We start from the raw sequence: 24144 nt of genomic DNA, 5'->3' as shown, positions 1-24144 counted from the left end.
CCACCATCCTTTCTATCGCGTTTCCGCCCGGAAAGGTTTCTCGAGTCAGCGTTCGATGATCGCGACGACGCCCTGACCGCCCGCGGCGCAGATGGAGATCAGGGCGCGGCCGGAGCCCTTTTCGGCCAGTTGCTTGGCGGTTTGGGCGACGATGCGGCCGCCGGTCGCGGCGAAGGGGTGTCCGGCGGCCAGGGAAGAGCCGTTGACGTTGAGTTTGCCGCGGTCGATCGCGCCCAGGGCGCCGTCGAGGCCGAGGCGTTCCTTGCAGTACTGGTCGGATTCCCAGGCTTGCAGGGTGGCCAGCACCACCGACGCGAAGGCCTCGTGGATCTCGTAGAAGTCGAAGTCCTGGAGGGTCAGGCCGTTGCGGGCGAGCAGGCGCGGGACCGCGTAGGTGGGGGCCATCAGCAGGCCGTCGGGGCCCCAGACGTAGTCGACGGCGGCGACCTCGCTGTCGACCAGATAGGCCAGAGGGCTGAGGTGGCGTTCGGCGGCCCATTCCTCGCTGCCGAGCAGCACCGCGGAGGCGCCGTCGGTGAGGGGGGTGGAGTTGCCGGCGGTCATGGTGGCGTCACCGGCCTTGATGCCGAACACCGGCTTCAGGGTGGCCAGCTTCTCCAGGGTGGAGCCGGGGCGGAGGTTGTCGTCGCGGGTCAGGCCGAGGAAGGGGGTGATCAGGTCGTCGAAGAAGCCGCGGTCGTAGGCGGCGGCCATGTTGCGGTGCGAGAGGTAGGCCAATTCGTCCTGGGCCTCGCGGGTGATGCCGAATTCCTTGGCGGTGATGGCGGCGTGCTCACCCATCGACAGGCCGGTGCGGGGTTCGGCGTTGCGCGGGATCTCGATGCCGACCATGCTCGGGCGCAGCCGGCCCACCAGCTTCACGTAGTCGATGTTGCGCTTGGCGCGGTTGGCGTCGAGCATCCAGTCGCGGGCGGCTTCGCTGACCCCGATCGGCGCGTCCGAGGTGGTGTCGGTGCCGCCGCCGACGCCGGCCTCGATGCGGCCCAGCGCGATCGCGTCGCCGACGGTGACGACCGATTGCAGGCCGGTGCCGCAGGCCAGTTGCAGGTCGTGGGCCGGGGTGTAGGGCGACAGCTCGCTGCCCAGCACGCTCTCCCGGATGAGGCTGTGCTCGCCGAGCCGTTTGAGCACCGCGCCGCCGGTGACCATGCCGAGTCGTTCACCCTGCAAACCGAAGCGGGACACCAGGCCGTTCAGGGCCGCGGTGAACATGTCCTGGTTGGAGGCGTGCGCGTACGTGCCGTCGGAGCGGGCGAACGGGATCCGGTTGCCGCCGAGGATCGCCACCGGACGGGTCTGCCGGGTGCGCGCATCGGCGCCCCCGGCGGCCGCGGTCCGGGCTTTGCTGGTGGAAGCCGTGCGGGCCTTGGTTGTCACTCGAGTCTCCACTGTCTCGTCGGGGGAATGTCCGGGCTCGGGGCGGTCGATCACGCTCCGTGCCCCAGCGCTGCGGTTTACATTAAACTTACTCCGGAGTAAGTTAATTGTCGACACCGGCCGTGACGTCCGGCCTGTCCGGCACCCCCGGCATCGGCCCCACCGACATCGAGGAAAAGGTAGGAACAAGTGGCATCGAGCAAGAGCAAGGGTGCTCCCAACCTCTACGGATCCTTCGTGCACTCGGCCCCCGGCGCTTTCCTGGCGAGCAAACTGGGGCTGCCGAAACCGGAGAAGCTGCGCCGGTATCGCGCGGGCGAGCCGCCGCTGCCCGGTCCGGTACTGCTCGGCGGTAAGGGCCGGGCGGCTGATGCGGTGCGAAACCTGTTGCCGGACTACACCTTCGTCGATGCCCTCACCCCGGGGGTGAAATTCGGGGCGCTGGTCTTCGACGCCACCGCGCTCAGCTCGGTGGCCGAGCTGGAGCAGCTGTTCACCTTCTATCAGCCGGCCATGCGCAGCCTCGCGCCGTGCGCGCGGGTGCTGGTGGTCGGCACCACCCCGGAGCTGGCGGCGAGCGTCGAGGCGCAGATCGCGCAGCGGGCGCTGGAGGGCTTCACCCGCAGTGTCGGCAAGGAACTGCTGCGCGGGTCCACGGCCAACCTGGTCTACCTGCACCCGGAGGCCGCCCCGGCCGCGACCGGGCTGGCGTCCACGCTGCGGTTCGTGCTCTCGGCCAAGTCGGCCTTCGTCGACGGCCAGGTGTTCCGGGTGGGCCGGGAGGATTCCGCCGCCCCGGACATCGACTGGGACCGGCCGCTGGCCGGGAAGGTGGCCGTGGTCACCGGCGCCGCGCGCGGTATCGGCGCGACCATCGCGGAGGTCTTCGCGCGGGACGGCGCCACCGTGATCGTGGCCGACATCCCGGCGGCGGGGGAGGCGCTGTCGAAGACCGCCAACACCGTCGGCGGCACCACGCTCGCCCTGGACGTCACCGCGCCCGACGCCGCGGACCGGATCGCCGAGTTCGCCACCGAGCGCTTCGGCGGGCTGGACATCATCGTGCACAACGCCGGCATCACCCGCGACAAGCTGCTCGCGAACATGGACGAGGGCCGCTGGAATTCGGTGCTCGACGTGAATCTCGCTGCGCCGCACCGGATCACCTCCGGCCTGCTGGCCAAGGGGGTGCTGAGGGCCGGGGGCAGGGTGATCGACGTGTCCTCGATCGCCGGTATCGCGGGCAACCGTGGCCAGACCAACTACGGCGCTTCCAAGGCCGGGGTCATCGGCATGGTGAACGCCGAGGCGCCGAAGCTGGCCGAGCACGGCGTCACCATCAACGCCGTCGCGCCGGGCTTCATCGAGACCGCGATGACCGCCGCGATCCCGGCCGTCACCCGGGAGGGCGGCCGGCTGCTGTCCTCGCTGTTGCAGGGCGGGCAGACCGTCGACGTCGCCGAGACCATCGCCTACTTCGCCGGCCCGGCCTCGAACGCGGTGAGCGGCAACGTCGTTCGCGTCTGCGGCCAGGCCATGATCGGAGCATGATGAGCGACGCTACCGGCACCGTCTCGCTGTCGGAACCGCCGAAGACCGGCAATCTGTATCTGAAGGCGGCGCTGGGCGCGGTGCCGCTGCTGTCCTCGCGCAAGTCCGTCATTCCGGACCGGGCCGTCGAATTGTCCGGCGTCCGAGTCGATCCGGATCAGCTGGCGGCGTACTGCCACGCCACCGGACTGCGTTTCGGTGACGCGCTGCCGCTGACCTATCCGTTCGTCCTCACCTTCCCGCTGGTGATGCATCTGGTGGTGGCGCGGGACTTCCCGTTCGTCGCGGTCGGTGCGGTGCACGCGGAGAACGTGATCGAGCGCACCCGCGACATCTCGGTGAGCGAGCCGCTGGACATCCGCGCGCACGTGGAGAATCTGCGGGAGCATCCGCGCGGGCTGCTGGTGGACGCGATCAGCGAGATCAGCGTGGGCCGCGAACAGGTGTGGCGGCAGGTGACCACCTTCCTGCACCAGCAGAAGACCTCGCTGTCCGGCGGCCCGCGGCCGGCGCCGAAGCCGGACGAGGCGCCCCCGCCGCCGCTGCGCACCCTGAAGGTCGATCAGGCACGGATCCACCGCTACGCCGCCGCCTCCGGCGATCGCAATCCGATCCACATGTCGGCGTTGAGCGCCAAGGCTTTCGGCTTCCCGCGCGCGATCGCGCACGGAATGTGGTCGGCGGCAGCGATTCTCGGGGCCATCGAGGGACGGGTCGCTTCGGCGACCACCTATTCGGTGAAGTTCGGCAAGCCGATCCTGTTGCCCGCCACCGTGAATGCCTACGCCGACCGGGCCGAGGGCGGCTGGGATCTGGCGTTGAAGCACCCGCGCAAGGGATATCCGCACCTCACCGCTACGCTGCGCTGAAACTTCGGCCCGCCGGGGAGATCGGTCCCCGGCGGCCGGACGAGCGGGCCGCACATCTTCCCGGCCGCGCATCGGATCGCATGGGGGATTCGATGCGCGGCCGAAAAGGTCTGCGGCCCGCGCTATTCGGGCTTCTTCTTGCCGGCCAGACCACGCCAGGCGAGATCGTCGAGCAGGTCGACGGCGTCGGCGACGGCCACCTCACCACTGGCGATACGGTCGGCGATCGCCTCGCCCGCCCCGATCACCGCCACCGAGACGATGTCGAAATTCGTGCCCGGCTCGGCGTATTTCGCGTTGGACGCCAGCAGTTTCGCGGTCAGTTCGATGACCCGCTCGCGGCTGTTGGCGATCTCGGAGGCGAACGGCTGCTGGTCCAGCGCCTGCCGGTAGAGCACCTGCCAGGACAGCCGGTTCTGGTCGACGTAGGAGAGGAACGCCTCGAGTCCGGCGCGGAGCTGTTCGTGCGGGGTCAGTTTCGGATTGCCGGCGACCGCGACCGCCTCGATGAAACGGATGCTCTCCCGCTGGATGCAGGCCCGGAACAGCTCGTCCTTGGATCCGTAGTAGAGGTACAGCATCGGCTTGGAGATCTTCGCCTCGGCGGCGATGGCATCCATCGAAGTATCGTGATACCCCTTGCGGGAGAACACCTCGACGGCGGCGTCCAGCATCTGCTGCTCACGAACCGCTCGGGGAAGCCGTTTCGTCCCGCCTGCCATTCACTCTCCTAGGACATGATCGAAACCCTCATCTTACTCCGGGGTAAGTTTAGGGCGCCGGGCTTCGCCGGACAGTCGCCGGGTTGTGATCATTCATCACGGCGACGACCGCCGGTCGATCGGGTCCTCGGAAGCAGCCAGTCAGCAGTGCAGCGGCACGCCCTTGAAGCGGGCCAGCCGCAGCACCGAGGCGTCCACCCGGTCGGCGGGCAGCTTGCCGGAACGGACCTCCTGCTCCAGGTGGTCCAGCACCTTCGACACGTCCGTGGTGGTGATCCACAGCGCGGAGTCGGCGCCGGCCTCGAGCGCCGCGGCCACCGCTTCCTCGATGTCCATCCGGGCGGTGATCGCCTTCATGCCGCTCAGGTCGTCGGTGAAGATCGGCCCGTCGAACGGCGCGGCGCCGTATCCGGCGCCCTGACGCAACAGCGTCATGGCCTCCGGGCTGATGCTCGCCGGAACACCCGACTCGGTGAGGCCGGGCACGTCGAGATGGCCGACCATGACCCCCGCGCCGGAGGTGATCAGATTGCGGAACGGCACCAGATCCACCTGTTTCAGCTGATCCAGCGGCGGGGTCTGCACCGCGCCCTTGTGCGAATCGCCGGAACCGTGGCCGTGCCCGGGGAAGTGCTTCATCACCGCGCCCAGCCCGGCGTCGTGCAGCGCGCGGATCATGGCGTCGGCGTAGCCGGTCACCGTGTCCGGGTCGTTGGAGTAGGAGCGGTCGCCGATGACGCTGTCGTCGGGCTGGTCGCTCACGTCGACATCGGGCGCGAAGTCGACGGTGATGCCGAGGTCCTTCAGCGCCTTGGCCCGGGTCAGGGTCTGCTGGTAGTAGTCGTCGGCGCTCATGCTCGCCGCGGCGGCGCGGGCCGAGGGCGCCTCGCCGATCAGATTGCCCACCCGCGAGACCCGGCCGCCCTCCTCGTCGATGGTGACCATCAGCGGCACCCGGGCCAGCGAGGTGACCTGGTCGAGCTGCTTGTTCGCGACCATCGCCTGATCGGTCCAGCCGCCGATGAAGATCCCGCCGACCTGCTCGTTGCGGACCACGGCCTGGGCGTCGGCGGTGCCGGTGACACCCACGGTGAGCAGCTGGGCGAGCTTCTGCCGCTCGTTGAACTGCGCGAGATAGCCTGCGGCGCAATCGGGTTGGGCGGTGACGGGGGCAGCCTGCGCTGGGCTCGGCGCGATCGGCGCGGTGCTGCTGCCGGGCGTCGGGGTCGCGGTACCGTCGGTGGCGTGCGAACAGGCACTCAGGCCGAGCGCGAGCACAGTGACCACGATCCCCGGAATTTTGCGCATATTTCCCGACCGTAGTCGGCCCGCGGTCGTCCGCCTACTCCGACACCCGTTGCGCACCGCGTGTCGGCCGCGAGTGGGTGTCGTGTCGGGCATCGATCGGGTCCGGTACGGCCTGCGCTGCGGGGCTCCGATTCGCCCGAGGGTGTCCCCGGTCAGGTGGCGACGATTGCCGAAGGTGGCGCGCGACAATGACGTTGGTGTGCACGTCAGCGGGCGCACTGGATCAGCGCGTGCTCACCGTTGCTGCGCCACGGTTGCCCGGTCGCGTCGAGGGCGGCGACCCGGTCGGCGCTCAGGCCCGCGATCACGTCCGATTTCAGCGTGCGCAGCGCGGCCACCGGTGAAGGGAAATAGCCGACCAGGTCCGCGAACAGGGTCGTCGGCGGCAGATACCGGTCGCCGACCAGCCGCCGATAGTTCAGATCGCCCTTGCACACGGTCAGCGCGGCGCCGTCGAACGCGGCCCGCAGATCGTTCGGCATCTCGTCGAAACCCAGTGGGGCGCAGAAGAATTCGTGCGTCCGCGCGGTCAGCGCACCGTTGCACTGGGCCTGCCACAGCCGGTCGCCCAGCCGCCCGGCGGCGCCGCCGGCCGCGCGCAACCGCCGCAGGGCCGCCAGCAGATCGCTCATGGTGGCGTCGGAGGTGAAATACGGCTGCGGCTTCAGCCAGACGGTCGCGGTCGCGACAGTTCCCGAGGTCAGCAGGTGATCGAGCAGTGCCAGATCCGGCAGCAGCTCCCGGCCGGCGTTGTCGGCGATCAGGTGCAGTCCGGCCGCGGGCGCGGCGGTCAGCGCCGCCCACAGTTCCCGGCGGTCGTCCACCAGCAGGCCGTCCGATCGGGTGTCGGAGCCCGCCACCAGCTGGAAGCCCAGATCGGCCTGATTGCCCCAGAGAGCCGACAGCAGCAGGGCGTCACGGGCGGCTGCCTCCGGCGCGTCGGCAAGTTCGTCCAGGGCCGCGAGCTCGGCCGTCACCGCCGCACTGTCCAGTTCGGCGGCCTTGGTGGGACCGAACGGGTCGATCCCGGCCCAGATCCCGGGCCCGAAATACCCCGTGGCCTCCAGCAGCCGCCGATAGAAGTAGCTCTCGGCCCACAGAAACGGTAGCTCGCCCCAGGTTCGTCCCCACCACGGCTCACCCCACCACGCCCAGTCCTCCGCATCGAGGGCCGCGGTGCGCAACGGTTCGACCGTGCCGTGCAGCGTCTCCGCGAGCAGTGCCCGCAGCGCCGCCCGCTCCCGCTCACCGTAGGGGTGCGCCTCGACGACCCGCTCGATCAGCTTCGGATGCCGATCGTGAAAGACGCTGCGCGCGAAGGTATCCGGCGCTCCGGCCAGGATCACCGGCGCCTCGTCGTCACTGCCACCCGCACCGCGCCCGAGACTGCTCACGCCCTCGATCCTGCCGTATCCGGATCCGCGCACCCCGGCCGGGGAGCCGGGCTGCCCGCCTCGTGCGCCGGGCCGACCGGAGGTGCCGGAAATGACGCCGCACCCGCAGCGATGCGCCGATCCGGGTGCGGCGCCTGCGTTACCTACGCGGACGGCAGCTCGTTGTGCCCGCCGAAGGCCTTGCGCATGGCCGAGAGCACCTTGTCGGCGTACAGCGATTCGCCGCGGGAGGAGAAGCGCTGGTAGAGCGCGGCGGACAGGACGGGGGCGGGGACGCCCTCGTCGACGGCGGCGTGGATGGTCCAGCGGCCCTCGCCGGAGTCGGAGACCCGGCCGCCGAAGGATTCCAGCGACGGATCGGCGTGCAGGGCCTGCGCGGTCAGGTCGAGCAGCCAGGAGGCGACCACCGAACCGCGGCGCCACACCTCGGTGACCTCGGGCACGTCGATGTCGAACTGGTAGTGCTCCGGATGCTCCAGCGGAGTCTCCTCCGCGGAGTGCGTCCCGGCGTCCGCCTTGCCGATATTGGCCTTGTACAGGATGTTCATGCCCTCGGCGTACGCCTGCATGGCGCCGTACTCGATGCCGTTGTGCACCATCTTGACGAAGTGGCCGGCGCCGGCGGGACCGCAGTGCAGATAGCCCTGTTCGGCGGGGGTGGGCTCGCCGGTGCGGCCGGGGGTGCGCGGCGCGGTGTCGACGCCGGGCGCGATCGACTGGAGCAGCGGTTCGATGTGTTTCACGGTCGCGGCCTCGCCGCCGATCATCAGGCAGTAGCCGCGTTCCAGGCCCCACACGCCGCCGGAGGTGCCGATGTCCAGGTAGTGCAGCCGCCTGGGCGCCAGCTCCCGGGCACGCCGGATGTCCTCGTGGTACCGGCTGTTGCCGCCGTCGATGATGATGTCGCCGGGTTCCAGCAGGTCGGCGACCTGGTCGATCACGGCGCCGGTCGCGCCGGCCGGGATCATCACCCACACGACGCGCGGCTTCTCCAGCAACGCGACGAACGCCTTGTAATCGGTCGCGCCCTGGAAACCGTCGCCGAGTTCCGCCTTGAATTCGGCGATCTGGTCCTCGTGGCGGGAGAAGCCGACCGCGCTGTGTCCGTCCTTGACGATGCGGCGCACGATGTTCGCGCCCATTCGGCCGAGTCCGATCATTCCCAGCTGCATAACTTCTCATCTCCTCGAGTAGTCCGAGCTCGGGTCCGAGCCCACGTGCCGGTCCGCCGGCGATTCAGCACCGCCGACTGCCGCAACCCGCCTCGATTCTCCCCGCTGCACCCCCGTTACCGCGCGCCGGTGCCGGGGTGCGCCACGGGCGGCGGTGTAACGGTTGCCCGGGAGGAGCCGATAAGCAGATCGGTACCGTGCGGTTGCCAGACCCCCGACCCGGCAACCGCACGGGCCTCGTACCCGGTGGTGTCACGCACCTACAGCGGCGTTCGCATCAGCACCACGTTGTACTGATTGTGGATCGTGAGCAGGAAATACAGATCGCGCCCGGTCTGATACGGGTAGATCATCGGCGCGTACTGGGTGGGCAGTTCCCGCGAATCGATCAACTGCCGCGGTTCGCTCCACGGGCCCTCGGGGGCCGGGGCGGTGCGCAGCACCACCGAGTTGCCGCCGTCGGTGGTCATCATGACGTACTGGTGCAGATAGTCGTTCCACTGCACGGACAGTTCGGCCACATCGCCGACGATCGGCGCGGCGGCCTTCGCGTCGCCCGGCTTCCAGTTCTTGCCGTCCCAGTACTCGTAGGCATCGACGTTCGCGACATCGGCCTCCTTGGCGCGGGAGACGAAGCCCGGATTGCCGCGCCCGGCCGGAGTGCCGTAGCGGTACACGTACCCGCCGGCCTTGACGAACGCGTTCTGCTGGAAGTTCTCGAAACCGTCCTCGTTGGCGCGGCGGGTGGTGGGCAGCTGCGCCCAGGTCTGCCCGTCGTCACCGGAGACCGCGAGGGTGGAGAAATTGGTGGTCCAGTGCCCGTCCGCCTGCCACTCGTGCACCGACATCAGGCTCAGGTACTGCACGCCGTTCACCGAGATCGCGGCGGTGGGGATGAAGCTGACCTCGATGCCCGGGATCTTCGGGCTGGGCAGCGGATTGTCGACGAAGCTGGAGTAGTGGACGCCCTGGCCCGGGTCGGCCGGCGCGCTGCGGAAGATCACGTTCGACCGCCAGGCCCACAGGCTGCCCGCCAGCAGATTCGGCACGCCGAGTCCGGCGGTGTCGCCGTAGACGGTGAGCATCTGCCCGCGCCCGTCGTCCCACATGATGCCGAGATCGGTGCCGATCACGTTGGACTGTTCCGTGCGGTTCGGGCTGTTCATTCCGGTGGCCTGGTAGATCGCCTGGGTCGCGCCGGTCAGATGCGGCAGGCCCATGGTGCCGTTGAGGACCGGGATGGGGTTGATGTCGTTGGGGTTGGCGTGCGCCGCGCCGAAGCCACAGGCCAAGAACACGACCGCCGCGCTCGCTCCGGCAAGTGCAGACAGTCGTCCGGTCATCGTCGCGCTCCTTCGTCGTCGGCCGCCGGTTATTCTGCCTCCTCCGAGCCCGCGATGTGAGCCTTGCACAGCCCTATTTTTTCGCCCACGTTACGGAGATCACGGTTGCGAACCGATTGCCGGACAATGCGGCAGGCCCCGCCCCGGAACCTGTGTTCCGTGAGCGGGGCCCGGTTCGGCCTGCGTCAGAACGCGGCTTCGTCCAGCTCCATGATGTCGTTGTCGAGGTTTGCCAGCACGCCGCGGGTGGCGGTCAGCTCCGGCAACTGGTTGCGGGCGAAGAACTGCGCCACCGCGATCTTGCCGGTGTAGAAGTTCATGTCCGCACCGGTCGCACCGTTGTCCAGTGCCTTGATCGCAACCTCGGCCTGCTGCAACAGCTGCCAGCCGATCAGCAGATCACCGACGGCGAGCAGGAATCGCACCGAACCCAGGCCGACCTTGTACAGCTCGCTGGGCTCCTCCCCGGCGCCGAGCAGATGCCCGGTCAGGGTGGCGGCCATGGCCTGCACATCCTCCAGCGCGGTGGCCAGCAGCTTGCGCTCGGCCTTGAGCCGGCCGTTGCCGCCCTCGCGGTCGATGAACTTCTGCACCTGCCCGGCCACGTGGCCCAGGGCCACGCCGCGATCACGGGCGATCTTGCGGAAGAAGAAGTCCTGCGCCTGGATGGCGGTGGTGCCCTCGTACAGCGAGTCGATCTTCGAATCCCGGATGTACTGCTCGATCGGGTAGTCCTGCAGGAAGCCGGAACCGCCCAGGGTCTGCAAGGATTCGGTCAGGTACTGGTAGGCCCGCTCCGAGCCGACGCCCTTGACGATCGGCAGCAGCAGGTCGTTGACCCGGGCCGCCAGCTCGGCGTCCGCGCCGGACACCTGCTCGGCCACCACCACGTCCTGGTGGGCGGCGGTGTACAGGTAGATCGCGCGCAGGCCCTCGGCGTACGCCTTCTGCATCGCCAGGCTGCGGCGCACGTCCGGGTGGTGGGTGATGGTGACGCGCGGGGCGGCCTTGTCCGACATCCTGGTCAGGTCGGCGCCCTGCACCCGCTGCCTGGCGTAGTCCAGCGCGGTCAGGTAGCCGGTGGACAGCGTGCCGATGGCCTTGGTGCCCACCATCATCCGCGCGTGCTCGATGACCTGGAACATCTGCGCGATGCCGTTGTGCACCTCGCCGACCAGCCAGCCCTTGGCCGGGACGCCGTGCCCGCCGAAGGTGACCTCGCAGGTCGCCGAGACCTTCAGGCCCATCTTGTGCTCGACGTTGGTGACGAACACGCCGTTGCGCTCGCCCGTCTCACCGGTCTGCGGATCGAAGTGGAACTTCGGCACGAAGAACAGCGACAGGCCCTTGGTACCCGGCCCGGCGCCCTCGGGGCGGGCCAGCACCAGATGCATGATGTTCGGGAACAGGTCGTCGGAGTCGGCGGAGGTGATGAACCGCTTGACACCCTCGATGTGCCAGGAGCCGTCCTCCTGCTTGACGGCCTTGGTGCGCCCGGCGCCCACATCGGAGCCGGCATCCGGCTCGGTGAGCACCATCGTGGCGCCCCAGCCCTGCTCGACGGCGAGCTTGGCCCACTGCTTCTGCTCGTCGGTGCCGTTGTCGTAGAAGATGTTCGCGAAGCCCGCGCCCGCGGAGTACATGAAGGCGGCCGGCTGCGCGCCCAGGATCAGCTCCGCGATGGCCCAGTAGGCGGTGCGGGGGAACGGGATACCGCCGAGCTCCTCGTCGATACCCAGCTTGTCCCAGCCGCCCTCGGACAGCGTGCGGTAGCTCTTCTTGAACGATTCCGGCAGCGTGACGGTGTGCGTGTCGGGGTGGAAGACCGGGGGGTTGCGGTCGGCGTCGGCGAACGACTCACCGAGCGGGCCCTCGGCCAGCCGGCGTACCTCGTTCAGCATCTCCTTGACGGTGTCCGCGTCGAGATCGCCGAATGCGCCGGATTCGAGGATCGATCCCAGCCCGAGCACCTCGAAGAGGTTGAACTCCAGGTCCCGGACGTTGCTCTTGTAGTGACCCATTTTTGTTCTCTCCGTTGAGTAGGTGCGGATCGGTTGTCCCGTTCCCGCCCGTTGTCCACCGTGCCCCGTTCCTCCGTATCTATCGGCGGGGTTGCTACCGGTGGGTAACTTACACTGTATATTACCCGCGGGTAACGCATCGATCCAGGCGTCCACCTGCGGATGTGATGCGGGAAACACTGTGATGTAGAACACGTTTTCGGCGAGGATTCGTGGTAGCCGCGGGCTCGCCACCCGGTGTGTGCGCCCGCGCGGCCGGGGACGGCGGTTACGGTGGGTCGGTGCGCCTCGAGACCAGTGCCGGACCGGCGGAGATCGACCTGGACGAACCCGCGCAGCCGCGCCTGCTGCTGCTGTTGACCCACGGTTCCGGCGGCGGCGTCGAGGCGAAGGATCTGCTGGTCGTGCGCGATCGCGGACTGGCCGCCGGTGCGGTGGTCGCCCGGGTGACGCAGCCCTATCGGGTGGCGGGCCGGCGGGCGCCCGGTTCGGCCCCGGCGCAGGACGCCGCGTGGCTGGAGATCGTGTCGGCGTTGCGGGACCGGTTCCCGGGTCTGCCGCTGGTGCAGGGCGGGCGCAGCAACGGCGCCCGGGTGGCCTGCCGGACCGCGGTCGCGGCCGGGGCGGCCGGGGTGCTCGCACTCTCCTTCCCGCTGCATCCGCCGGGGAAGCCGGAGAAGACGCGGCGGGACGAATTGCTCTCCGCGGCAACGAAGGTCGACGTGGTGGTGATCAACGGCGAGCGCGACCCGTTCGGCATTCCGGAGGCCGCCGACGCCGCCGAGGTCCGGATCGTGCCGGGCCAGCCGCACTCCTTCCGGGCGGGCTTCGACCTCATCGGCGCGACCGTGGATCCGTGGCTGGCGCGGTGGGGTTCGCGTTGATCGGTGCGATCGCGGTCGGCGCGGTGGGTCAGAGCGCGATCGTGCCGTGATCTCCGGGGGCTATCCGGGTCATCAGTACCAGGATGTCCGGGTGATCGGCGTCCGCACGCGATACTCGGTCGGCCACCCGTTCCCGTAGCTGCCCGGCCAGGCAGGCCAGGTCACGCAGGATGTCCTCGGGGGTGAACAGTGTCGCCGGATCGTGTTCGGCCGCCACCGGATCGGCGGGATCATGGCCCAGCACGAGCAGGAGGCCGTCCGGGATCAGGAGATCGGCGGCGCGCCGCAGCACCGCGCGGCGCTGCTCCGGCGGCAGGTGCAGACAGGTCAGCAGCACCAGCTCGAAAGGGCCGTCCGGGCCGGCCGCCGGGTCGGTGACATCGGCGCAGTGCCAGGTGATCCGGCCGCGTGCGGAGCGGGACAGCCGCGCCGCCAGGGTGCGGCCCTTGTCGATACCGACCTGGGAGAAGTCCACCGCGGTGACCTGCCAGCCGTGGGTGGCCAGCCACAGGGTGTGGCGGCCCTCGCCACAGCCGAGATCCAGGGCGCGCGGCGGCTCGCCGGTGCGGGACGGCAGCAGTGACCGTTGCAGGGCGGTCGCCTGTTCGGCCACGATCGGGTGCGGCGGTGTGCCCCAGACCAATTCGCTGTGCGCGTACCGCGCGTCCCAGTCGGCCGCAGTCATGGCCCGAGTCTAGGGACCCGGATACGGGACCGGGCCCCCGGCTCGGCGGCGAGTCGGGGGCCCGGAAGTGTGGCGATAATCGCCGGTCAGAGCGAGGCGCGCATCAGCACCACGTTGTACTGGTTGTGCACCGTGGTGAGGAAGTACAGATCACGCCCGGTCTGGTACGGGAAGATCGACGGGGCGTACGCGGTCGGCAGCTCCCGGGTGTCGATGAGGACCTCCGGATCGCTCCACGGGCCCTCCGGGGAGGACGCCTTGCGCATCACCACCGAATTGAACGGGTCGGTGGTCAGCATCACGTATTGACCGAGGTAGTCGTTCCACATCACGGACAGTTCGCCGACATGATCCGCGATCGGGGCCGCCGCGTCGACGTCGTCCTTCTTCCACTTGCTGCCGTCCCAGTACTCGTACTCCGCGAGGTTGGTGATGTCGCCCTCGCGGACCCGGGACACGTAGGCCGGATTGTTACGGCCGGAACGGGTCCCGTACTCGTACACCCAGCCGTCGTTCTTGGCGAACGCGTTCATCTGGAAATTCGCGTTGCCGCCGTCGTTGGAACGGTGGGTGAAACCCAGATCGGCCCACGACTCGCCGTCGTCGCCGGAGGCGGCGAGGCCGGAGTAGTTGGTGGTCCACTGGCCCACGTCGTCCCAGCTCTTCACCGACATCAGGCTCATGTACTGCACGCCGTTGACGGAGATACCCGCGGTCGGGATGCGGCTGATCTCGATCAGCGGAATTTTCGGACTGGCGACCAGATCGCGCGCCTGACCGAAGATGTCGTGCACGACGCTGTCGAAGAAGATGCCATTACCCGGATCCTGGCTGTGGCTGCGCACCAGAATGTTGCTCCGCCAGGACCACAGACTACCGGCCAGCAGATTCGGGAAACCGATTCCGGCGGTGTCGCCGAATGCGGTGAGCATTTCACCGTTTCCGTTGTCCCACATGATCCCCAGGTCGGTGCCGAGGACGTTGTAGTTCTGGGTGCTGTTCGGGCTCGCCATACCGGTGACCTGAAATACCGCACGGGTGCGACCCAGCAGATGCGGCAGACCGGCGGTGCCGTTGAGCACCGGAATCGGATTGATCGCGTTCGGGTTTGCGGCGGCAGGCGTGGTCGCGGTCAAGAGCAAGGCCGAGGCACCCGCCATCACGGACAGCAGGATGTTTGCGGTCTTGGTCAAAGTCGATGGGCCTTCCGGTTCGGTCGAGACGAACACGGCCTTCCCCCCGAACACACACTGTGCGACCGTGCACAATCATTCGACTGGCTGGCAAATTGCAAGAAATGTTAACAGCGAACGGCGACAATTCGCGTCATTTGTTTCGGGAACTCGGGGTGTTGCACGCGAGGCGGACGGAGCCGAGTGCCCGTCGGGCCCTCGGTTCCGGAGATCGTGCCGCGACCCGGTCGGCCGGTTTCTCCGCGGCCGGCCCGCGGCGCCGACGCCTCCGAGGAGGTGCGGTACCCACGGGTCGGCGGTCATCGTCGACAGCAGTGCACAGTCGGCGCCGTACGGCGCGACAGTGTCGCTGCACCCGTCACATCGGGAATCAGGCCGTGCTTGACCTCCATCACGGAAAAGTCCGAACCTGGTGGAGCGTAACGGATGTCGGCGGCCGGTGCCAGATCAACCGGCCGTGTCGGCCGCCGTTCGGCACAGCAGCAGCTCCGCACAGCGTCGAGGATCGTCGTAGAACGGGGTGTGACCGCTGCCGGGCAGCGTGACGTGCCGGGCGTCCGGCAGCCAGGCCCGGGCGCGCCGGCTCTGGGTGGCGTAGGTCAGCAGCAGATCGCGGCTGCCCCACGCGATCGTGACCGGAATGCGACGCAACCGGCCGCCGTCGCGCAGCCGGGCGTGCGGGAAGGAGGCCAGCGCCGCGTCGAATCCGGGCGCGTCGAGCCCGCCGCTCGCGGTGTCCAGCGCGATGCGAGCGCCGAGCGCCCACGGCTTCCCGAACAACAGACCGAGAAATACGGTGCGTCCCGCCGCGGTGCCCAGGATCGCGGGCAGCGCGCGCCGCAACCGCAGCCCGAGCGCCTTCGACCCGCCCAGCGCGGCACGGCACCACCACACCCCCGCCGCCGACCAGAACCCGATGGGCGAGAACACGGTGACCGAACGGGCCCGCCCGCGCGCGGCCAGATCGAGCGCGATCAGCCCGCCCATCGAATTCCCCGCCAGATGCGGCCGATCGAGCCCGTGCTCGGTCAGAAAGGCATCGAGCGCGTCGGTGAGCGTGTCGACGGTGGTCTCCGGCAGCGCCGGAGACGCCCCGAACCCGGGCAGGTCCACGGCGAACACCTCGAACGACTCCGCGAGCAGCGGCAGCAGCGGTTCCCACACCTGCCACCGGCTGCCGACCCCGTGCACCAGCACCAGCGGCTCGCCCCGGCCGACTCGATGGTGATGCACCCGCGTCTCCCCTCACCGCCCTGCCGACCGCGCCACCGTAGCAGTCGTTGACCACCCGCCAACAGCTTTCCCCGGCGGTACCATGACAGGTATGGCTGGCCGAAAGGTGACACTGTCCCTGGACGAGGCGGCTTGGACGTACGCCGAGCAGGCCGCGGCCCGAGCGGGAATGTCCCCGTCGGCATGGATAGCCCGCGCGGCCCGTCGCGAGGCGGTGCGCTGTTGCGCCCCCGAGCCCGAGCCGGGCACACTCGACACCGCGGCCGACACGGCCGCCACCGACGAAGCGGAATTCACTGCCGCAGAAGAGGATTTGCGTGCGCAGGGGTGAACTGTGGAGCTACAAAGCTCAGTTCATCGGTAAAACACCAGGTCACGCCGTACTTCGTGGGGCTCTAGGGGCGCGCCGCTGGCTTTCCTTCTTCCAATCGTCGCGGGTGCGAGCCTGCTTGCCCTGCATCCACTTCCGGTCGACGTAACACCGGTATCTGTCTTCCTCGTCGTGGTCCACCGGACCACCCCCTGAAAAGCATGATGCGTTCTACAAGAGGTCGTGCTCGTCGGCGTATTCGAACCAGGCTTCACGAGGCATGCGACCGTGTGCCTTCCACAGCTCGTATTCCTCGGAGACGTAACCGAAGGTCGTAGCCCAGTCGTCGCCCAACTGCCGATGGATCGCAGCAGTCAGCTTGGAAACCACCGTGATGTGGGCGCCCGCGAATGGGTCGTCTATCACCGGCCCGAATGTCCAGCCTCGGCAACCAGTCTCGGGGCGAGCCTGTGGTCCAGCGACGCATACGACATGTGTTCGGCGGTGGCGTCATCGGTACACCCGTACGCCCACAGGTGATTGTCCATCCGCGGTCCGGTCTGGTTGGTGTAGGTCAGACCACCGCCCGCCGGCCGTCGAGGCCGATCAGCTCGAAAGCTCGTGCCCGCGCGTCCAGGACTTCGGGATCGGTGCGTTTCGGAAGCGTTCGCACGGCCGCCGGTGTGCGGAACGCGGTCAGCGTGCCGTGACCGCTTGCGCAGTAATGAATTTCGGTGGTGAGCCACCGCGGAACGGCAGGAGCCACGACCCGCCACACCGCGACGATTTGGAAGTCCTCGTCGCGCTCGCCGCCGCAGCTCCGGCACGGCCGGTAGGTGTCCACCGGAACCGCTAGGAAGGGATGCCGCGGTAACGAGGTGTAGCTGTCCGGAAGGCTGATGAGAAAGCTTCGGCGGTCGGTGTCGGTGTCCGGCACGGTGTGGTTCACAGGAACAGCTCCCCTATCCGCGATGTGTCAGCCAGCCGCGCCAGCAATGGCAGCGCGTCATGGTGTTGACAGACCGCATTCCACAACGAGTCCGGCATGGCGTCGCTGCACTCGCCGAGCGCGGGAGCGTCGGAGTCGAACGACACCGGCGGCTTGCCGAGCACCCGGATCTCGAGAACCCGAATCACGCCGTCGTCCACGAACCACACCGCCTCGTCCCCGTTGGCGTTCTCAGTGCTCATCGGCAGCCCCGAGGTATCGCCGGAATCGACCTTCATCGTTCGCACCTGTCCCCCGGCAGTTCCATACGAGCGATTGCTCTGTCCAGCACCCGGTTCAATGCCTCGGCCAGGACCGAGTCTTCGGGCTGGGGGGAGCCCGGCGGCGTGAGATCGCCTGTGGGGGGCGTCCATTCGTCACGCATCAGACTCGTTGTCCTTGTCCTTCGCGATCCGTTGCTGAATTCCTTTCGCGGTTCTGTCCCGAGGAATTCGCGATGGTAACGCCACGATCATCCCGTAGACGGTCATTGCCGCCATCGCGCCGACAAGCAGCAGCACTAGGTCGCTTCCCCAGTTGATGATCATGGTCGTGTCCTCCCTGTAATCCACTGGTCGACAGCGGATTTCGCCGCGTTGACATCGGTTGCCGATGCCTCTCTGACGATCTGGCCGTCTCTGGCAGCCCGCCAGCTGCATGTTGTCTGTGTGGTGGCCTTGATCCGGATCTCGTGGTCGCCCTACGCCCGCGTCAGCCACCACTCGACGGGGGAGCCTTTCAATCGCCACGGCCCGTCCGCGTCGGCCGGCCGGATCGGGCCGAACGGGACATCCAGTTCCGTCCAATTTGCGCGCATGCGAAGCTGAGTCATGATGCGTTCCAGTGAATTTCGCGCGGCATCATGGAGAGGCTCGACTCGCGGCGGTCCTGGCGTGAGTCGACTACGCAACTGAACGCCGTGATCACGGTGTGCATGGTCGGCCTGAGCGCATCTTGTGGCGCGACAATCCACCGCCGGCAGTCCGAGAACGGATCGCCAGGAGACGGCAGGAGCAAGGTCGCTCCGTTGGGCACGATCTGCGCGTTGTGCGAGTTGAGCGCGGCGACGGTCCCGAGATCCGAATCCAGCCGGTGAGGCAACGTGAGGAACGTCCAACGCTCCCCGTGCGCGAAAATCGGGCCCGCGGCGTAACTCCGGAAGCGGGCCCGCACCAGCTCGCCCACCACAGCAGGCATGGTGACCGCGCCCACATCGGTGGCTCGCAACAGAATTCGGCTGTTGGTGCTGTCGATCCGGCAATACAACCTGCCGTTGGTTCGGTAGTGGTGAGCCTGCATCAGCACCCGATCGGCCACTGTCTGACCGGTGAAGGTCGTCATCGGGACCCCTCAGAGCTGTCCGATTTCACGACCACTCGCGCCTTTCCTGATCTGTGGCGGTGAGGCGGCCGACGACGAAGGCGGCTGTTTCCACGACTGCGCGTTCGACACCGCCCGCCGGCAGTAGCTCGTGTTCGATCCCGAGCCGGGACAGCACCTTCCCCACGTGCGTGTCCGCCAGGGCCCGGAACTTCAAATCCGTGTCCCGGGGCTTCTCCGAGCCGAGCGGAAGCACCGGGTCCAGGACGGTCCGGAAGATGAGGTCGTAGTTGTAGGCATGTGCGCCAACCATCGCTTCGAGCTTCTCGATCTCGTCGGGGTCGGCGTCTCTGCCGGTGTATTCGAGTGCCGCTTCGTAGTAGCCGAGCGCATCAGGGACCGCTCGGTCGATCAGCACCACATCGGCGATCAGCCACGCCTCCACCTCGTTGGAGATGCCCCGAGCGATGATCCACAGCGTCGAGATCCACGTGTGCTCGGACAGGATCGGCAACCCGATCTGCATCGCCTGCAAGCCGAGATCCCCGGCAATCACGACTTCGATGCGCTGGCTCCGCAGTCGTTCCGCGAGCGCGTACAGGAACGTCGTCTTGCCGGTCGAATGGGTGCCTACGACGGCGACCGCGACCGGCCGATGCTCGGCTAGCGTCGATCTGTTCACGTTCACCACAAACCCCCTTCGGGTTCCGGGTCGGGAATGAATTCGGGCAGCGCCGCGGCGTTGATGACCCCGGGCCAATCGAGGCCGCTTTCCACCGTCAGGCGGCACAGCAGCAGCCATGCAGCCCAGGTGTCGTAGGCCGCTCGGTGGTAGCCCTGTCCCTTGACTGCACTGGTATCGAGGCCGCCGTGGACGATCAACTTGTCCAGGCTGTAGCCGCCGAGTCCGGGCCACACCTGTTTGGCGAACCGGAGGGTGTCGAGTATGAGCGGGGGCGTCCACTCGGGCAGGTGCTGGCCGACCACCGATTGTTCGACCTTCGCGCTGTGCGCCACCAGGATTCGGCCGTCGATGGCGATACCGATTTCCGGAGCGACCTCGTTCCAGACGGGCGCGCCGGCGACATCGTCATTGCGGATGCCGTGTACCTTGCGGGTCACAATCGACGTGATCGGCTGTTGGGGCCGGATCAGCCAGGACCGGACGGCGTCGGCCTGGTAGGTCGGCCCGTCGACGGTGAGCAAGCCGAATTCGATGATCTCGGGCGGGTTCTGGCCGTTTCCCTCCACATCGACGACGGCGAAACGCTTGTCGTGCAGGACGTTGGGGACGGCGAGCGGCGTGCTCATGGGGTCTCCTTGATCGTGGGCCAGCCGATATCGGCGCGGCCGTGGTGGCTGGGGTGGTGCGGGCGGGCGGCATCGTGGACCTGGAAAGCGAAGGTGTGTTGCATCAGGTATCGCGGCGGTTCAGCGAGCCCGGACACCACGATCGCACCATCGGTCATCCCGAGGAACTGGCCTCCGAGTCGCTCGGTCATCTCCGCGACGCGTGCCCGGTCCGGCCGCTGCCAGGCTTCCTCGCACTTGTGCTGCTGGGAGCCGGGGCAGATGTCGCAGAGTCCGCGGATACCGTAGTGCCCGTTGTAGTCGGCGACCCCGTGCGCGTAGGTCACCGCGCATGATGTCTTGCGGAACAGCGGCGACCCGACCCCGTGTTCGGCGGCGCCTGCGAGGATGCGCTGTTCGAGCGTCTCGGGGAACACCTTCCGCCGCGCCGCCTCGTCGTACGGCTCCGGCAGCCCGTTGGCCTGGTAGTACGCCCGGATCTGTTCCTTGTAGAACAGGCCGGTGAACACCGTTGCGTGCGCGTGGTAGCTCAGCTCGAAGGCTCGCCGCAAATGCTCGTCGGAGTCGTTCAGCCCCGCAACGATCGGCCGCCAATACAGAATGACCCGATAGCGGTCGGCGTGGTCGTGCGCGATGCGCAGCGAGTTGGCGGCGATGCCGGAATCAACCGGTTCCACCTGTTCGTTGTCGATACCGGAGTGCGTGACCAGCACCGTGAGCCGAATGTGTCTGAGCGAGTTGAAGAATGCGCAGTCTTCGTGCTCGATCCGCCACCGCGTGATCACCAACACCTGATTGGTCAGCTCGCGGGCGTCGAGCATCCGCAGAGCCTCGAACAGGTGTTGCTTTACGCGCGGCAGCATCGGATCGGTAGCCCGGTTGAGCAACTGGATCGGAGTGATGTGCGGTTGAAAGTACTGGTGGTCCAACAACATTCGGACCGCGGCGGTGTCGGTCATCAGCGCCTTCGGCACCTTCATGTCGTAGTTGTCGAACAGGTGCCGGACGCAATATCCGCAGTCCAGAGGGCATCCCACGATCCAGTTGACCGATAAGCCGGACTTGCGGTACTCGATCACATCGCGCAGTTCGGGCCGCATGCTGTCACGCTCATGCCGACCCAGCAGGGGCACCGGCCTCAGTATCCCCGTCGTCGAAAGATGTTGTGGAAGTTCGCTGTTCACGTCGAACCCTTCGGATTTTTCGCCCCTGTGTCTCGGGCACCCGGGCCGAGGGAGTCCAACTCGCCCGGAACCGAGGCCATGGACTCAGATCACCACCATCGCTGCGCTGGCGGGAGTATTAGCCTCGATCCACCGATGAAATCGGTGGATCGAGCGTGTTGAAATGAAGAAAGTGCCTTCTGAACTGGGATGATTGGAGTTCTCACACAACAATCTGGACCAGATCCGAAAGACACTTTCAGTGCGATTGTTCCACAGGTTCGCCGAGGACTCGGCGAGGTTCGATGACGATGGGCTCGTGTCGTGCGCGGGGCTGGTACCGGTGCTGACGCTCGCCGAGCAAACCGCCCTGACCAGAATTTTGGCAGAGAAGATCACCATCAACTCGCCGCGGATCAAGTCCGGGTCAGCGAACCCGGCACCGAAGCTGGTCACGCTGATCGCGGGAATGGCTGCGGGAGCCGACTGCATCGACGACGTCGACCTGCTGCGTAGCGGCGGGATGAAAACCCTGTTCAACGGCGTGTACGCGCCCTCGACAGTAGGAACTCTGTTGCGGGAGTTCACCTTCGGTCACGCCAAGCAGTTGGAATCGGCGATGCGCGAACATCTGGTCGCGTTGGCCGATCGCACCGATCTGCTGCCCGGCGCGCAGGTGCGCACGTTCGTCGATATCGACTCGCTGCTGCGTCCGGTGTATGGGCATCAGAAGCAGGGCGCCTCCTACGGTCACACCAAGATCGCGGGCAAACAGGTTCTGCGCAAGGGTCTTTCACCGCTGGTGGCCACGATCAGCACCGACCTGGCAGCCCCGGTGATCGCGGGAATGCGGTTGCGTGCCGGCAAGACTGGCTCGGGCAAGGGTGCCGCGTCGATGGTCACCGCCGCGATCGGAGTCGCCCGTTCGATCGGCGCCGGTCAGGTACTGGTGCGCGGCGACTCGGCCTTCGGCAACCGCAAGGTCGTGCGTGCCGCGGTACGCGCCGGCGCACAATTCTCGGTGGTCATGACCCGCAACACCGCAATTCAGCAGGCCATCGACACGATCGCCGAGGATGCGTGGACTCCGGTGCGCTATCCCGGCGCGGTCCGCGACCCCGACACCGGCGACTGGATCTCCGGCGCGGAGGTCGCTGTAATCGCCTACACTGCTTTCGCTTCCACCAAAGACCGCATCACCGCCCGGCTGATCGTGCGGCGGGTGAAAGATGCCCGCTACCCCGACGCGCTCTTCCCGGTCTGGCGATATCACCCGTTCTTCACCAACTCCACCGAACCGGTCGCCGACGCCGATATCACCCACCGAAAACACGCCGTCATCGAGACCGTCTTCGCAGATCTCATCGATGGCCCCCTCGCTCACGTCCCCTCCGGGCGTTTCGGCGCGAACTACGCGTGGGTCCTGTGCGCCGCGATGGCCCACAACCTGCTGCGCGCGGCCGGGACCATCGCCGGCGGAAACCACGGCCGAGCACGCGCGGCCACCCTGCGCCGCAAAATCATCAACATCCCCGCCCGCCTGGCCCGCCCGCAACGCCGCCCGGTCCTGCACCTGCCCCGCCACTGGCCCTGGGCAGATACATGGCACATGTTGTGGCGCAACACAATTGGCTACCAAGCACGACATCCTGCCATCACCTGACCACCCCGGCCCGAACGGCCCCGAACCGAACACAACGTGGAAAAGCTGGGTAGACCAGCGGCTACCCCACACCCGAAACCTGCTGGTCTACGTGCCAAAGGCACGCAGACCAGCACGACACCCAGGTCAGTGGATTCAGGATTAGGCTGTCTACAAATCCCCGATCGCGAACTGGAGACAGAGGGGTGGTGCGCGATGGTGAAGAGCCCGGCAGGCTGGGCACGGATGAACCCTGATAGGACCGGCCGCACTCTGCGCGAACTTCGTGCTGCTCGGGGCCTTTCCCTACGTGAACTCGCGTCCTTGGTGAACTACAGCCACCAGGGCTTAGGACACATCGAAACCGGCCTCCGGTGGCCGGCGGACCGCGGATGGATCGAGCAAGTTGACTTAGCCCTCCAAGGAGAGGGCAGGTTGATAGCGGCATGGGACGAGGACCAGCGGGAACGAGCAAAAGCCACGGACACCGTGCGGATGCTCGATCGCGCCCGGCAGGAGTCACAACAACTGTTGGTTGCGCCGGACGGCGTGACGCTGGACGAGTTGCATCACGGCATCATCAACGTGGCGAAAGCAGCCCGCTTCGAGTCCTACGACGCGACCCTTGCGCAGGCCCTCGGCATACGCGCCGAGTTGCTGCGGCGCCTCAATCAAGTGGCGTACAGCCCGGATGATTCGCGTGATCTGTACGTGGCGCTCGGGCGGACTTGTGGCATCCTCGCCTACCTGACACTTGACCTCGGCCAAGCCGAGGTCGCTCGAGTTCATGCTCAGGCCGCGTTCCGACTGGGTGACCGTGCCGACCATGACCAGTTGCGGGCGTGGTCTCGGGGTACGCAAGCTCTCGCATTTCGGTTCACGAAGGACTTCGAACTGGCTCGCGACGCCGCCCAGGACGGTTTGAACTACATCGGCACTTCGACGGGAACCATGGGGTCACGGCTGTTGTGTGGACTCGCCGCGTCGATCGCGAACCTTGGAGATTCTGCTCGGGCATTAGAGCTGCTGGAGGACGCCGACCGGATGCGGGATTCGAGCGGACCAGACGAAATCCCGGGTCTGTTCAGCTTTTCGGAGGCCAAGCAGATCTACTATCACGGGTTCTCGTTGATGTGGGCCGATGACGACAAGACCTTGCGGAAGTCCATCAAGGCATCGCAGGAAGCGTTGGATGCATGGCATGTGCAGCGGAGCCCAGGCGACGAAATGCTTTCCACGATCTACTTGTCGATGGCGAATGCCCGCCTAGGCGATCTGGACGGTAGCTTGGCCGCCGTCGCACCAGTACTAGAGACTCCGATCGAGGCGCATTTCTCCTGGGTGCGCAAGCGGCTGAACCAGTTGGATGGGTTGCTGGGAGAGAACTTCCCCGATAGCAAGGTTGCTTCCGACATGCAGAAGACGCTGAAGGCGTACGTGCACGCACGCTAACTTCACGGAGTAGGAAGGGCTGAACGTGGTGCGGATCGGCGTGACCGGGCACATGAACATGACCCCGGACACGGTGCCTCTGGTTACGACGAGATCACCAAGCGTCTCGCTGCGCTTGGTTCCGGTGATGTAGTCGGCGTCAGTTGCATTGCGCGCGGGGCCGACTCCGTGTTCGCACGGGCGGT

At 67.4% G+C, this 24144-nt stretch carries 24 protein-coding genes; 6 read left to right on the top strand and 18 right to left on the bottom strand.

Going from position 1 to position 24144, the window contains the following annotated elements; all coding sequences use genetic code 11:
- Positions 1-45: 45 nt before the first annotated feature.
- On the bottom strand, positions 46-1398 hold the full coding sequence (locus LBW94_RS28440) for an acetyl-CoA C-acetyltransferase (RefSeq protein WP_225059906.1): 1353 nt from the start codon (positions 1396-1398) through the stop codon (positions 46-48).
- 189 nt (positions 1399-1587) lie between these two features.
- Here LBW94_RS28440 and LBW94_RS28435 point away from each other — a divergent pair, with 189 nt between their 5' ends.
- Both LBW94_RS28435 and LBW94_RS28430 read left to right on the top strand, forming a co-directional pair.
- Positions 1588-2949, top strand: coding sequence for a 3-oxoacyl-ACP reductase (locus LBW94_RS28435; RefSeq protein ID WP_225059905.1), 1362 nt, complete (start codon positions 1588-1590; stop codon positions 2947-2949).
- Positions 2946-3818, top strand: coding sequence for a MaoC family dehydratase (locus LBW94_RS28430; protein WP_323137952.1), 873 nt, complete (start codon positions 2946-2948; stop codon positions 3816-3818). The genes LBW94_RS28435 and LBW94_RS28430 overlap by 4 nt, the downstream gene beginning before the upstream one ends.
- A gap of 122 nt (positions 3819-3940) precedes the next feature.
- Here the strand turns inward: LBW94_RS28430 and LBW94_RS28425 are convergent, their stop codons facing one another.
- From LBW94_RS28425 to LBW94_RS28400, 6 genes are all read right to left on the bottom strand, one after another.
- Positions 3941-4540: a TetR/AcrR family transcriptional regulator gene (locus LBW94_RS28425; protein ID WP_225059904.1), complete on the bottom strand. Its 600-nt coding sequence runs from the start codon at positions 4538-4540 to the stop codon at positions 3941-3943.
- A 141-nt stretch (positions 4541-4681) separates the two neighbouring features.
- Positions 4682-5848: a glycoside hydrolase family 3 N-terminal domain-containing protein gene (locus LBW94_RS28420; RefSeq protein WP_225059903.1), complete on the bottom strand. Its 1167-nt coding sequence runs from the start codon at positions 5846-5848 to the stop codon at positions 4682-4684.
- Positions 5849-6054: 206 nt separating this feature from the next.
- Entirely contained in the window at positions 6055-7242 is a 1188-nt protein-coding gene (locus LBW94_RS28415) for a damage-control phosphatase ARMT1 family protein (RefSeq protein ID WP_225059902.1), read from the bottom strand.
- 143 nt (positions 7243-7385) lie between these two features.
- Complete coding sequence (gnd, locus tag LBW94_RS28410) at positions 7386-8414, bottom strand: phosphogluconate dehydrogenase (NAD(+)-dependent, decarboxylating) (protein WP_225059901.1); 1029 nt, start codon at positions 8412-8414, stop codon at positions 7386-7388.
- Between the two features lie 260 nt (positions 8415-8674).
- The gene (locus LBW94_RS28405) at positions 8675-9757 is read right to left on the bottom strand and encodes a DUF4185 domain-containing protein (protein ID WP_225059900.1); all 1083 of its coding nucleotides are present in this window, start codon (positions 9755-9757) and stop codon (positions 8675-8677) included.
- Positions 9758-9942: 185 nt separating this feature from the next.
- A complete protein-coding gene (locus tag LBW94_RS28400; RefSeq protein ID WP_225059899.1) occupies positions 9943-11778 on the bottom strand; it encodes an acyl-CoA dehydrogenase in 1836 nt (611 codons plus the stop codon).
- Positions 11779-12059: 281 nt separating this feature from the next.
- Between LBW94_RS28400 and LBW94_RS28395 the strand changes: the two genes are divergently transcribed.
- The gene (locus LBW94_RS28395) at positions 12060-12662 is read left to right on the top strand and encodes an alpha/beta family hydrolase (protein WP_225059898.1); all 603 of its coding nucleotides are present in this window, start codon (positions 12060-12062) and stop codon (positions 12660-12662) included.
- A 28-nt stretch (positions 12663-12690) separates the two neighbouring features.
- Here the strand turns inward: LBW94_RS28395 and LBW94_RS28390 are convergent, their stop codons facing one another.
- From LBW94_RS28390 to LBW94_RS28380, 3 genes are all read right to left on the bottom strand, one after another.
- A complete protein-coding gene (locus tag LBW94_RS28390; RefSeq protein ID WP_225059897.1) occupies positions 12691-13347 on the bottom strand; it encodes a class I SAM-dependent methyltransferase in 657 nt (218 codons plus the stop codon).
- Positions 13348-13433: 86 nt separating this feature from the next.
- Positions 13434-14507, bottom strand: a complete 1074-nt coding sequence (locus tag LBW94_RS28385; protein WP_416276980.1) for a DUF4185 domain-containing protein — start codon at positions 14505-14507, stop codon at positions 13434-13436.
- Between the two features lie 480 nt (positions 14508-14987).
- Positions 14988-15773, bottom strand: a complete 786-nt coding sequence (locus LBW94_RS28380; protein WP_225059895.1) for an alpha/beta fold hydrolase — start codon at positions 15771-15773, stop codon at positions 14988-14990.
- 91 nt (positions 15774-15864) lie between these two features.
- On the opposite strand from LBW94_RS28380, the gene LBW94_RS28375 reads away from it, so the two are divergent.
- Positions 15865-16104 (top strand): hypothetical protein, encoded by a 240-nt coding sequence (locus LBW94_RS28375; RefSeq protein WP_225059894.1) that lies wholly within the window; start codon positions 15865-15867, stop codon positions 16102-16104.
- A gap of 210 nt (positions 16105-16314) precedes the next feature.
- Here the strand turns inward: LBW94_RS28375 and LBW94_RS28370 are convergent, their stop codons facing one another.
- The 8 genes from LBW94_RS28370 to LBW94_RS28335 form a co-directional block, all read right to left on the bottom strand.
- On the bottom strand, positions 16315-16509 hold the full coding sequence (locus LBW94_RS28370) for a hypothetical protein (protein ID WP_225059893.1): 195 nt from the start codon (positions 16507-16509) through the stop codon (positions 16315-16317).
- A 148-nt stretch (positions 16510-16657) separates the two neighbouring features.
- Entirely contained in the window at positions 16658-17032 is a 375-nt protein-coding gene (locus LBW94_RS28365; protein WP_225059892.1) for a hypothetical protein, read from the bottom strand.
- Positions 17029-17310, bottom strand: coding sequence for a hypothetical protein (locus LBW94_RS28360; protein WP_225059891.1), 282 nt, complete (start codon positions 17308-17310; stop codon positions 17029-17031). Before LBW94_RS28360 ends, LBW94_RS28365 begins: the two co-directional genes overlap by 4 nt.
- A gap of 138 nt (positions 17311-17448) precedes the next feature.
- A complete protein-coding gene (locus LBW94_RS28355) occupies positions 17449-17619 on the bottom strand; it encodes a hypothetical protein (RefSeq protein ID WP_225059890.1) in 171 nt (56 codons plus the stop codon).
- 280 nt (positions 17620-17899) lie between these two features.
- Positions 17900-18412: a hypothetical protein gene (locus tag LBW94_RS28350; RefSeq protein ID WP_225059889.1), complete on the bottom strand. Its 513-nt coding sequence runs from the start codon at positions 18410-18412 to the stop codon at positions 17900-17902.
- Between the two features lie 25 nt (positions 18413-18437).
- Complete coding sequence (locus LBW94_RS28345; protein ID WP_225059888.1) at positions 18438-19082, bottom strand: AAA family ATPase; 645 nt, start codon at positions 19080-19082, stop codon at positions 18438-18440.
- Complete coding sequence (locus tag LBW94_RS28340) at positions 19076-19702, bottom strand: 3'-5' exonuclease (RefSeq protein ID WP_225059887.1); 627 nt, start codon at positions 19700-19702, stop codon at positions 19076-19078. The genes LBW94_RS28345 and LBW94_RS28340 overlap by 7 nt, the downstream gene beginning before the upstream one ends.
- The gene (locus tag LBW94_RS28335; protein ID WP_225059886.1) at positions 19699-20835 is read right to left on the bottom strand and encodes a radical SAM protein; all 1137 of its coding nucleotides are present in this window, start codon (positions 20833-20835) and stop codon (positions 19699-19701) included. The genes LBW94_RS28340 and LBW94_RS28335 overlap by 4 nt, the downstream gene beginning before the upstream one ends.
- 292 nt (positions 20836-21127) lie before the next feature.
- On the opposite strand from LBW94_RS28335, the gene LBW94_RS28330 reads away from it, so the two are divergent.
- Positions 21128-22528: an IS1380 family transposase gene (locus tag LBW94_RS28330; RefSeq protein WP_225059885.1), complete on the top strand. Its 1401-nt coding sequence runs from the start codon at positions 21128-21130 to the stop codon at positions 22526-22528.
- A gap of 195 nt (positions 22529-22723) precedes the next feature.
- Complete coding sequence (locus LBW94_RS28325) at positions 22724-23959, top strand: helix-turn-helix domain-containing protein (RefSeq protein ID WP_225059884.1); 1236 nt, start codon at positions 22724-22726, stop codon at positions 23957-23959.
- Positions 23960-24144 lie beyond the last annotated feature (185 nt).

Source organism: Nocardia sp. alder85J, from assembly GCF_020176955.2.
GTDB lineage: Bacteria > Actinomycetota > Actinomycetes > Mycobacteriales > Mycobacteriaceae > Nocardia.
The sequence above is the reverse complement of the archived record's forward strand: the minus strand, read 5'-3'. Positions and strand labels throughout refer to the sequence as shown.